The following is a 12,201-nucleotide window of genomic DNA, read 5'->3' as shown; positions in this document are numbered from 1 at the left end:
GGCATAGTGAGTTTTAACCATTTTTTAAACGATTAATAACTAATGCAAGTTATGAAAAAAAACTTTGCGTTTTCTCTCCTGTGCGAAACGAAAGATTATAAAGCGCATCCATTCATAAATCATGTCAGGTATTTTATGAAATTAAGTTTTTTTGTCCTGTTGCTGGTCCTTACATCTTTTCAGCTGTTGCTGGCAAATGATGGTCACGGACAATCAATCAACAGTGTAAAGGTTCATATTGAGCTGAAAAATGAAACACTTTTTTCGGCATTAAAAAAAATTGAATCTAAGGTCAATTTCAGGTTTGCTTTTAAAGAGCAAGATATCCGGAACGAAAACAATGTAAACGTGGTATCCTCAACCAAAAACCTGGAGGAAATTTTACAAACGATATTGGATAGCCGGGGCTTAATTTATAAGCAGATAGGCACCAGTATTATCATTTACAGGCCCGAAATTGTAACGCCTGTAATCTCGTCCGAAAATAACGGGCCAGATGAGAGATCGGCTGCGGCTAAAATTCCCCTCTCGGGAAAAGTCACCGATAGTAAAGGCGACCCTTTGATAGGTGTAACCATCATAGAAAAGGGAACAACCAACGGGACGGTTACCGATAAAGAAGGTAAGTTTGCTATCAGTGTTGAAAATGAAAATTCTGTGTTGCTGTTCAGGTATATAGGATATACAGACCTGGAAGTAAAACCCGGCACCGATCGTACCCTTAGTGTTACGCTTAAAGAAAGCGAACGCTCATTGAACGAAGTAGTCGTTGTAGGTTACGGTACGCAGAAAAAAGCCAATACAACGGCGGCCATATCAACCCTAAAGGGGCAGGATATAGCCCAAAAGCCGGTAGCCAGCTTAAGCAATAGTTTAACCGGCCGTGTTGCGGGTGTTATAATAACCCAGGGCAACGGCGAGCCGGGGCAGGATGGTGCAAGTATTCATATCAGGGGTATTGGTACCACCGGTAATAATTCGCCATTAATTGTGGTTGATGGGGTTTACCGCAGCTTTGAATCACTTGATCCAAATTCTATTGAATCATTTACTGTTTTAAAGGATGCTGCGGCGGTTGCACCTTACGGTTTAGCCGGCGCAAATGGTGTAATACTTATTACCACCAAAAAAGGCAAATCGGGTAAACCAACGCTAACTTATAACAGTTATGTGGGCTTCCAAAATCCAACCAGGATTACCTCCATGGTCAATTCGTACCAGTACGCGCTGATGCAAAATGAAGCTGCGCTGAATGAAAATAGCGCCACCACGCCTTATTCGCAGGCCGATTTAGCTGGTTATTTAAAAACTGTTAATAAACAAGCGGGTGCCGATATTGATAAGTATCCGAGCAGCAACGGTTTAAAAGACCTGATTTTAAATAACAGGATATTGACGTCGCACAACCTGCAACTTTCGGGCGGTACCGATAAAGTGCATTATTATGCAGGCCTGGGTTATATTTACCAGCAGGGGCAATGGTCGTCAACAAACCTGAAAAGATACAATTTAATTGCTAAAATTGATGCCCAGGCTACCAATACAACCAATGTTTCGGTAAGCATAAACAGCTATGTAAAAGATTTGAAATACCCGGGTACCTCTGCCGGAAGTATCATGTACCAGGCTTTTCGTACACCGCCAACTTATGCTATTAAGTATTCGAACGGGTTGTATGGCGGTTACCAAAACCGAAGTTTACTTGGCGAAGTGTATGATACAGGTTATGACAAGGAAGAATCTACACAATCGTATACTACCTTAACCATCGATCAAAAATTGCCGTTAAAGGGTTTAAGCCTTAAAGGATCGGTAAGTTATGATCCTTATTCCGATTATGAGAAAAACTGGCAAACACCGGCCACTTATTACTCGGTAAACACAAGTACCACGCCTTACGTTTTTTCAAAAGCGCAGGATGGGCAGTCGAACCCCCTTTTGATTATCCAAAATAATTTTAGCTCGTCTTTAACTTACCAGGGATATCTTAATTACCATAATAAATTTGGTAAAAGCGATATTGCCTTCCAGGGTGTTGCCGAATACAGGACTGTAAACAGCCGCTCACAAAGGGATGAAAGAGATAATTACAACCTGGACATTGACGAGCTGGACGCGGGCAGCGCAATCAGTACCGATGCCAAAAATAGCGGCTCATCAGGCCAGCAAAAACAGGTGGGTTATGTTTACCACGCCACTTACAACTACGATGGTAAATATGTTGCCGAGGCTATTGGCCGCTATGATGGGCATTACTATTTTGCTCCCGGGCATCGTTACGGCTTCTTCCCAACCTTCGGCTTATCGTGGAACCTATCCGAAGAAAACTTTATTAAAAACCGCTACAACTGGATCGATTTTCTGAAGCTGCGTGCATCATACGGCCAGTCGGGTAACCTGGCGGGCGGGCCTTTTCAATATTTAAGCGCCTACCAGTTGGGCCAGGGCGCTGTTTTCACTTCATCCGGCACGCCAAAAGCAACGCAAGGAGTTTACGAAAGCGGGCAACCTAACCCCAATATAACCTGGGAGCGGCAAAAACAGCTGGATATAGGTATGGAGGGTTCGTTATGGCAAGGCAAGCTTACATTTGACATCGATTACTTCCACCAAAAACGGAACAATATGTTGGTAACCAGGCAAATTACGGCTCCTTCGGAGTACGGTATCAGCCTGTCGCAGGAAAACTATGGTATCATGAGCAACCAGGGTGTTGATTTAACGCTGGGTACCGCCCAAACACTGGCAAACGGCATGCGCATAGGCGTTAAAGCCATATTTAGCTATGCCAAAAATAAATTGCTGCGGGTTGATGAGCTGGGCTCATCGTATAATAACCTGAATACCCGTCAAACAGGCCGGCCTTTGGGTACGCCATTCGGCTACGTAGCGCTTGGTTACTTCACTCCGAATGATTTTAACGCCGATGGATCATTAAAAGCAGGTATCCCAACACAACCATGGGGTGCTGTACATCCTGGCGATATCAGGTACGCCGATTTAAATCACGACGGTAAGATAACCACAGATAACAGCGACCAGAAGGTTATTGGTAACCCATCAACACCCGCAATGCAATTTAGCCTTGCCCCAAATTTTTCGTGGAAGGGTTTCGACATCGATCTGCTGTTCCAGGGTGCTACCAAAAGCAGTATACAAGTAGGCGGCACTATAGCTTATCCGTTTGATATTGCTTCATCGGCAACAACACTACAGTTTAATGATCACTGGACACCGGCCAATACCAATGCGCTTTACCCCCGTTTAACAAGCGCCCCCGTGCCCAATAATCAACAGTACTCCTCGTGGTTTATGCGTAACGATACTTACGTAAGGCTTAAAAGCGCCGAGATTGGATATACAATTCCTGTAAAAATACTACAGAAAATTAAGATCCAGTCAATCAGGCTTTATGTAGCAGGCCAGAATTTGTGGACCTGGACACCTTATATGAAAGAAGTGATGGACCCCGAAGCACAGTCGACCAATGGGCAGTATTATTTCCAGCAACAGGTAATATCGTTTGGAACTAACATAACATTTTAATTAACGACTAATCATAAAGAAATGAATCATATAAAGAAATTTTATGGCTTAGCCTTCATCGTTATGCTCCTGGCCGTTTTGGCAGGATGTAAAAAAGACCTGCTGAATGTTACCCCTAAAAACCAGTTATCAGATGCTACGGTTTTTGGTACCGAAAGTAATGCGGATATATTTTTAAATAACGTTTATACCGATTTACCGCATTTGAATAATGAAACCGAACTGCTTGATCAGTTTAGCGATAACTCATACGTAGGTGCCGAGTGGTTTGATGCCCGGCAAATGATTTATACAGGCGCGATAGCACCCAATAGTATGCCGGTAGGCCCCTGGGGTATGTGGCGATGGGCAAGGGGAACAAACTCCAATAACGATGGTGCCGGTAATTACGAGTTTATAAGGGCTTGTAACCTGTTTATCCAAAAAGTTACAGCCTCAAATTTTTCGGCCGATTTTAAAAAGGAAAAGCTGGCCGAGGCTCGTTTTTTAAGGGCTTTTTTTTACCAGTACCTATACATAGCCTACGGCGGCGTACCTATTATTACCGATGTGCTCAATAACACCACCCAGGGCGATGAAATTTACAGGCCCAGGAATACATCTGCCGAAACGGTTAAATTTATTACCGACGAGCTAACCGCCGCCGCTGCCGATTTGCCACTTACTACCGACCAGTATGGCCGGGCCACAAAAGGCGCTGCACTTACTTTAAAAGCATGGGTAGAGTTGTATGCTGCCAGTCCCCTGCATAATTCGGGTGTTGCAGATGCTATAGGCGATGCCGGTAAATGGGCACAGGCCGCGGCCACCTATAAGCAGGTAATGGATTTGGGCGTTTATAATTTATTGAACGATTTTGGCGCAGTTTGGCTGCCTGCCAATAACAACAGTCCCGAATCTATTTTCGCGATGCAGATGACCAGCGCGCAAAATGGGGGCGGAAGGCGAGAAGGCCTTTATGGCCCGGTGGTTGTGCATGGCGCGGTAGAAACCTGGGGTAATTTTGAACCTACTCAGGAGTTAGTAGATGATTTTGCGATGGACAACGGGAAAGCCATAAGCGAGCCTGGTTCTGGCTACAATTCTCAAAAACCGTACGTGAACCGCGAAAAACGGTTTTATCAAAGCATAATTTACGATGGCGCTCCCTGGCAGGGCGATACCATTTTCACGAGGGTAGGTATTGGCAGCCCTAACGAGATTGACCTCAACTCAACCCGGGGAGATATAACAAACACAGGATATTACGCCCGCAAAACGCTTGATGAAAGTATAAAAGGCAACGATAACCTGAATTGTAGTTGTGGGTTGGAAAATTACATGTATTTCCGCTACGCAGAAGTCCTGCTTGGTTATGCCGAGGCGCAAAACGAGGCCGTTGGCCCCGATGCATCGGTATTGGATGCTGTTAACAAGGTACGTACACGTGGCGGCAACCTGCCAACCGTGCAGGCAACCTATGGCAGTGTAAGCCAGCAGCAGATGAGGCAGATCATCCACCGGGAACGCAGGGTTGAATTTGCTTTTGAAGATAAGCGCTGGTGGGACGTATTGCGCTGGAAAATAGCATCCAAAGTTTTAAACGGGCCTACTCACGGTATGTTGATCACCAAGAAAAACGGTGTTTGGAATTATGATCCTACAGCGGTGGTAGTCAATAAACAGTGGAACGACAAAATGTACTTTATGCCGGTACCGCAGGTTGCTATTGATAAAAATCCGAAGATGAAGGCCCAGAATGGCGGCCCCGATAATTGGGTTAGCGGGCAAAATCCGGGTTATTAAAATGATATCGTCATTAAATTAAACAATCTTTAAAACGTGGATTATGAAAAAATTAATCAACTACCATATATACCTTGGGCTGTTTGTGGCGCTGCTTGTTGCAGGTTGTAAAAAAGATAAAACATCCTCAACCACAGTATACATGCCTACCGGTAAGGCAATAGTTAACCAAACATTTGATTTTGCCGATACCATCATGTATTCGGCAAGTCTGGTTGGTGCCGATTACCCAACCGTAACAACCTCGGCCGGCAACAGTATCAATGTAACTTTTAAGGCCGATCCCTCATTGATTGCTGCTTTTAATACGGCCAACCATACCAACTACAGCGCTTTACCAGCTGATAATTTTAGTTACGAAACTGCCGCAACCATTGCTAAAGGGCAATCATCAACCGGGCAATTAAAACTTATTATAAAAAATGGTGATAAGTTAAGCGCCTTTTCGAGTTTCCTTTTACCCATCCGTATTGATCAGGCAAGCGGCGGCAGTATAAATGATGTGCAAAAAGTAACTTATTTTGTAGTTACCCGTTCGCCATCATTGGCAAACTTGACGCCATTTGATCGGTCGGGTTGGAAAGTGGCAGGCTTCTCCACCCAGGAACCTGCCGAAGGCGGGGGCAATGGGCTTGGGATAGATGCCATTGATGGCAATATGGATTCTTTCTGGCAATCCAAATGGTCTGGCGGCGAACCCGGGCCACCGCATTATATCACTATAGATATGGGCACTGCGCAACAAATTCACGCTATCTCTATAGTGGATAGGGATTTCAGCGGTGATTGGGCTACATACGGCCATGGGCAACCCAAAGCGATGTCTGTTTCGATCAGTTCAGATGGCATCAACTGGACAGATAACGGTACGTTCCGGGTTCCGATTGTTGAACCGCAGGCCGAGATCCGTTTTTTTCTGCCCCAGTTCCTGTCGGCACGTTATTTCAGGATAACGGTTACCGATGTATGGGCCACCAACAGTACCAACATAGCCGAAATTTACGCCTTATAACAATAAACCTGGCAGCGTGCCCCTATCCGTTTATTGCAGGCGGATGGGGGCTGCCTGCGGTTTTGTCAACAGTGCTTTGCCTTAATAAATCAGGAATGTGGCATTTACAGTTGTAACGGCCCTTACATGTTGAAAGGCAGTGGAAACAAAATAGATATGATAATTAATAAATTGATAAAGTCGGTACGTATAAAGTTATCGATAGTTTTTGGGGTATGCTTTATTTTCAATACATGGGTAAAGGCCCAAACTGCCGAGACAGTAATTAATGTTAACGGAAAAGACAAAGGGCGTGTATTTGATGGTATTGGGGGCGTAAGCGGCGGCGGCGGTACATCGCGCCTGTTGACAGACTATCCCGACCGGCAACGGAATCAAATCCTCGATTTTTTGTTTAAGCCCAATTTTGGTGCTTCGTTACAGATTTTAAAAGTGGAGATAGGTAGTGATGTAAATACCACCAATGGTGCCGAAGCCAGCCACATGCGTGGCCCCAACGATCAGAATTACAACCGGGGTTACGAATGGTGGCTGATGAAGCAGGCGAAACTGCGTAATCCCCAAATAAAACTTTATGCATTGGAGTGGGGGGCGCCCGGGTGGTTTAAAGGTGGGTTTTGGTCTGATGACAATATTAACTATATTATTAACTGGCTTAAACATGCCAAAGCCGATCATGGCCTGACCATCGACTATCTGGGTGGATGGAACGAACGTGGTTACAACAAAGAATGGTATCAGAAACTAAAAACGGCGCTTAGTAAAAATGGCCTGCAAACAAAGATAGTGGCAGATGACGGCGGCGGCTGGAGTGTTGCAAAGGATATGGCAACGGATTCCGCGTTTTGTTCGGCTGTAGCTATTGTGGGGCAGCATTATCCTTGTGGCGACAACGGAAAAGGTACCGGCTGTGCAAGCAGCACCGAGGCTCAAAATCTGAATAAACCGCTCTGGGCAAGCGAGCACGGCACAAATAATTACAATGATGGTGCCGTTGCTATTGCCAGGAGTTATAACAGGGGATATATAGAAGGTAAAATGACGGCGTATATCAATTGGGCAGTTATTGCCGCCTGGTATTCAACATTGCCCCATGCAGGCGAAGGCCTTATGCTGGCCGATGAACCCTGGAGTGGCCGGTATACAGTAGGTAAAAGTATTTGGGCCGTGGCCCATACCGCGCAGTTTGTGAAGCCCGGATGGCAATATATTGATAATGCCTGTGGCTATTTAAAAGGCAACGGAACTTATGTGACGCTCAAAAACGGAACCGATTATAGCATTATTGCCGAAACCATGGATGCCAATAATAGCCAGGTTATAAAGTTTAAACCAACAGGAGGGCTATCGGCATCTGTAGTACATGTTTGGTGTACAAAGCTTAATTCGCGTGATGAGAAGGACTATTTTATTAAGCAACAAGATATAAAACCGCTGGATAGTTCATTTTCAATTACACTCGCCCCTGGACGCATTTATACACTCACAACTACCTCGGGGCAGCAAAAGGGGGCTGGCATTCAGTCGCCCACGGCTATGTTTAAACTTCCCTATGCAGATAATTTTGACAGTTATGTAGATGATGCTATCCCCAAATACTTTTCAACGCTTAATGGCGCCTTTGAAATTGCTAATGCGGGCAGTGGCCATAAAGGAAAATGTTTGCAACAACAGGTTACACAGCCACCAATTCCCTGGCTTAATAAACCCATGGAGCCCTTCGCCATTATGGGTGATCCACAGTGGACTAATTACACCGTGTCCATCGATGTATTGTTGGATAAATCCGGCTACACGGAACTGCTGGGCCGAATCAATCAGCAACCCATGAACTGGCGATATGTGAGCGCACGTGGATATCACCTTAAAGTTCAAAGCACGGGTAAATGGGAGTTTTATTACCAAAGCCCCGACCCCAGGGATTCGGCGGTTAATATGTTGCCGCTTAACAAAATACTGGCATCCGGTTCCCTAAAGTTTAATGGTGATAAATGGCATAACCTGTCTTTAAGTTTTAAGGATAACAACATCCGCGTGTTTATCGATAAAAAGCAGCTGGCATTGGTAAACGACGATCAATCAAAAGGAGGCCAGGTTGGCCTTCATGTTAGTACCTGGCGTAAGGTGAAATTTGATAACCTCATCATAAAACCATAACAGATTGCGGCCATGCGGTCTTGTAACAAAATATATCACCTATAAAACATACTGATGAAAATAAAAAACGTTATTCCGTTTGCTATAATAATAGCAGCGGTATTTATTCAATCGTGTGGCAAAAGTAACGACAAAGCCACAACCCCGCCGGTTGTGCCGCCCGTAGTGGCCGGCTATGGAACCGATACCTTAAAAAGCGGACAATCAATTAAAACGGGTATCTTTCATCAAAAGGGCACAAAGCTGCAATCGCTGGATGTTATTTCCGGTGGTAGTCTCTCCGCCGAACAAAAGGTTTTGGTGGCTACTTTACAGGGCCTGGTGGCCAAAACGTCGTCTGAGCAAATCTACATTGACGAGGGCGGTCCATCAACAGATTGGACAACCTATTTAAAAACAAAGTATGGCATCACTCTGAATAATTATACATCATGGACGGCTCTGTTAAGCCATTTTAAGGATAAAGTTGCCGGTTACGTGCTTTACAACAGGGCAAGTAATGCGCGGTCGCTTACGGCAGCAAATTCTTTATGCGGGCCCATGAACGCGATAGCCGTAGATGCATCGCTTGAGCAGGATGTGCGCTCATTAGGCATAACCAGGATTAAGGCAGATGTTCAAACTCACGACGAGAAATGGGTTTACACCAACTACCAAAAGCTGTTTAACAAACAGGTGGCGGCCGAACAAAATCCAACAATAAACCACCATCTCCGCGATTATATTACCCTTGGTAACGCCTTTACTTTTTATGATGGCAACACACCGTGGCGCAAACAGGTATTAGGCGGGCTTAGCGGCGAAGCCTTTTGCATGGGTTATGGCCAGGACGAGTTTACGATGGTTAGTAATGCGGCCAAACAAGGGGTACCCATGTTGCCATCTGATCTGGCCGCAAACTTAGCCCCTTTAAGCAGCGTTTACGATACCTCAGGATTAAAACAAAAAACGTTTACCACACCCATGACCGAAGAGAATGTTCATTACGTTACTTTTTTGGTAAGTGATGGTGATAACCTTTCGGTAGATACCTGGACGCTCAATAACTATTTCAGAAATCCGGTTAGAGGTACTTTTAACATGGGTTACACCATCAGTCCATCGCTGGCTGATCTGGCACCATCAGTTTTGAGTTGGTACTACGCCAACGCCGCTAATGGTACGGCTAAGGATTTTTTTGTTGCCGGGCCAAGTGGTAGCGGCTACACTTATCCCAGCCAGATGCCCACAACCAGGCTGGACAGCTATTTAAACCGGCTAAATGCATTTATGGGTGCCGCGGGCTTAAACATCTGCAATATTTTAGATCAGAATTTAAGCAGCCATATGGATGTTTGGAACAAATACCTGGCACAGCCTAATATAGACGCGCTTATTTATACCGGCTATGGCGAGGCGCCAACGGGCACGATACTTTTTTCGGCAAACCATAAGCCGATAATAGCCCAGCGCGACAATCTTTGGCAAGGACTGGAGGAAGAATCCGCGGTGATCAGCAATATCAACTCCCGCCCGGCCAATCCGCACAGCGCCGATGGCTACTCTCTTGTTTTTGTGCATATTTGGACAAAAGACCTCTCGAACATAAAAACGGTGATCCAGGGATTGAACCCAAATGTAAGGGTAGTTACGCCCGATGCATTTGTGAAATTAGTTAAAGTAAATCTCAAATAAAAATGACTTATCATAACACTCATAAAACAGATTAATACCGGCCTATACTGCACTAAACAGGCAGTGGTATTTATATGGATATGATAATAACGAAAGCACGTACTATGCAACCAATGATAACGCGGTTACGGATACCATAACTTTTAACCTTGGCAAAAAGAAAACGTTTGATGTATTGATGCTACAGGAGGTTATCGAATTGGGCCATCGTACAACGGGCTGGTCTGTAGATTACTCATCTAATGGAAAAGATTGGACTCCTATTCCAGAGGCAACAGGCAAGCAGACTATCGGTTATAAATGGTTAATCAAATTTAAGCCGGTGACTGCATCGAGAGTTAGGTTGCGTGTTACTTCCGGTAAAGCCTGTTTAGCCATTCATACTTTTGGTATTTATAAGCAGCCATAGTTACTATGACGGTTTGATCAGAGCGAACATTCAATAGGCATTCTATTAGTAAATGTGAGGCCAGGCGAAATAACAATACATGGCTGATAGGTGTCGATTTTATTTTTGATTTTAGCCTGCTTATTAGTGTGAATTTTAGTTCTGTTTTATTTTCGCCGGTATGAAATACCGAATAATAAATAATAACGATTCCGCACATGAACATGATGCCATGTGTAAGTTCAAACATAATTTCCATAACCGTTTTGTTTAATGTGTGTCATTATTGCAGGGAAAGAAAAGATAAATATTATGTTGATTAACAGATCTTGAAAAACACGCCGAACCTGTCAGAGTCGGTTAAATCGTTTTTCTAATTATTAATTTATTTTTTTGGCCGGATGATCAATCTTAAGGCCGGATCATTTGTCAGCAAGCTAAAGAACCAGTTGCAGGCCAGTTTAATTTTGTTCCCGAACCCCACAATTGGGATGATATGAACAAATAACCAAACAAACCAGGCAGGCAATCCTTTAAAAAAGACGTCAGGTAAATCTACCACGGCCTTGTATTTCGAGATAATTGCCATACTTCCCTTGTTTTTATACTTGAATGCTTTTAACGCTTGCACGGATTGCAACCGTACCAGATTTGAGGCAAGATGAATCCCTTGCTGAATGGCAACCTGCGCAAGTTGCGGGTGCCCCTTTAGATAATCTGCATCTGCTGTTTGAAGGCATTGATCGCCGATTGCGAAAATATTTTGTGTGCCCTGTACCTTATTGAATTCATCAACTATAATTCTTTTACCCCTGCTGATAAATGCATCCGGTAGCCCAGGCACTTGCCGTGCAATAACACCAGATGCCCAAACCAGTGTTGCTGCGGGGATACACTCTCCTGTGGAAAGGATTATATTTCCATCAATATAATCCTTAACGGCAGTATTTAATTTTATCTGTACACCTAATTTATTTAATACCTTGTAAGCCTCTGCCTGCGATTTTGCGCTCATCGGGCCAAGCAAGGCATTTCCTGAGCTAATCAAATAAATATTGGCGTTGGTGTTTTTAAGTTCGGGATAATCTTTCTTGATCAATGAATGGATCATTTCGGCCAGCATACCGGAAACTTCCACGCCTGTGGGCCCGCCTCCCGAAATAACTATATTCTGTAATCTTACCTTTTCAACCGGGTCATTTGTTTTCACGGCTTTCTCGGCATTCAACAATAAATGGTTACGAAGGTGAATCGCATCATCAATTGTCTTCATGGGCAATGCGTTTTTTTTTATGTTTTCCAGTCCCCTGTAATCGGTTTCCGTTCCCATTGCCAGCACTAAATAATCATAATATAAATCACCGCCTGATGTCTCAATTTTGTTGTCGGCCAATGCAATATTTTTTAGTTCGCCGAGATGAAAACGAAGGTTTTCCTTGTATTGGAACATTCTTCTGAATGGGTAACTTATATTCGAGGCTTCGATAAAAGCTGTAGACACCTGGTAAAGCAGGGGTGGGAAAAGGTGATAATTATTCTTATCGACAAGTGTGATATCAATTAATTGGTTTCCGGCAAGGCGCCTTGCCAGATTGAGCCCCGCAAATCCACCTCCAATGATTACTATTTTCATATGATT

The 12,201-nt window shown here is 44.2% G+C and carries 8 protein-coding genes; 6 read left to right on the top strand and 2 right to left on the bottom strand.

Annotated elements, in window-relative coordinates; all coding sequences use genetic code 11:
- Positions 1-51 precede the first annotated feature (51 nt).
- From AC1RM2_RS32200 to AC1RM2_RS32175, 6 genes are all read left to right on the top strand, one after another.
- Entirely contained in the window at positions 52-3,546 is a 3,495-nt protein-coding gene (locus AC1RM2_RS32200) for a SusC/RagA family TonB-linked outer membrane protein (RefSeq protein WP_492989228.1), read from the top strand.
- Between the two features lie 21 nt (positions 3,547-3,567).
- Positions 3,568-5,331 (top strand): RagB/SusD family nutrient uptake outer membrane protein, encoded by a 1,764-nt coding sequence (locus AC1RM2_RS32195; RefSeq protein WP_492989227.1) that lies wholly within the window; start codon positions 3,568-3,570, stop codon positions 5,329-5,331.
- Between the two features lie 43 nt (positions 5,332-5,374).
- A complete protein-coding gene (locus tag AC1RM2_RS32190; protein ID WP_492989226.1) occupies positions 5,375-6,343 on the top strand; it encodes a BT_3987 domain-containing protein in 969 nt (322 codons plus the stop codon).
- 156 nt (positions 6,344-6,499) lie between these two features.
- Positions 6,500-8,500, top strand: a complete 2,001-nt coding sequence (locus AC1RM2_RS32185; RefSeq protein ID WP_492989225.1) for a hypothetical protein — start codon at positions 6,500-6,502, stop codon at positions 8,498-8,500.
- A gap of 54 nt (positions 8,501-8,554) precedes the next feature.
- Positions 8,555-10,174: a GxGYxYP domain-containing protein gene (locus tag AC1RM2_RS32180; protein ID WP_492989224.1), complete on the top strand. Its 1,620-nt coding sequence runs from the start codon at positions 8,555-8,557 to the stop codon at positions 10,172-10,174.
- Between the two features lie 34 nt (positions 10,175-10,208).
- Positions 10,209-10,583 (top strand): discoidin domain-containing protein, encoded by a 375-nt coding sequence (locus AC1RM2_RS32175; RefSeq protein ID WP_492989295.1) that lies wholly within the window; start codon positions 10,209-10,211, stop codon positions 10,581-10,583.
- On the opposite strand, the gene AC1RM2_RS32170 is transcribed toward AC1RM2_RS32175, so the two are convergent.
- Positions 10,525-10,821 carry a hypothetical protein gene (locus tag AC1RM2_RS32170; protein ID WP_492989223.1) on the bottom strand — a complete coding sequence of 99 codons (297 nt, stop codon included), beginning with the start codon at positions 10,819-10,821 and terminating at the stop codon, positions 10,525-10,527. The two genes, AC1RM2_RS32175 and AC1RM2_RS32170, sit on opposite strands and share 59 nt — an antisense overlap.
- Before the next feature lie 126 nt (positions 10,822-10,947).
- Positions 10,948-12,195 (bottom strand): NAD(P)/FAD-dependent oxidoreductase, encoded by a 1,248-nt coding sequence (locus AC1RM2_RS32165; protein ID WP_492989222.1) that lies wholly within the window; start codon positions 12,193-12,195, stop codon positions 10,948-10,950.
- Positions 12,196-12,201 lie beyond the last annotated feature (6 nt).

Source organism: Mucilaginibacter sp. GW822-FHT03E02 (assembly GCF_058801545.1).
Note: the sequence above shows the minus strand (reverse complement) of the source record. Positions and strands in the feature narration are given on the sequence as shown.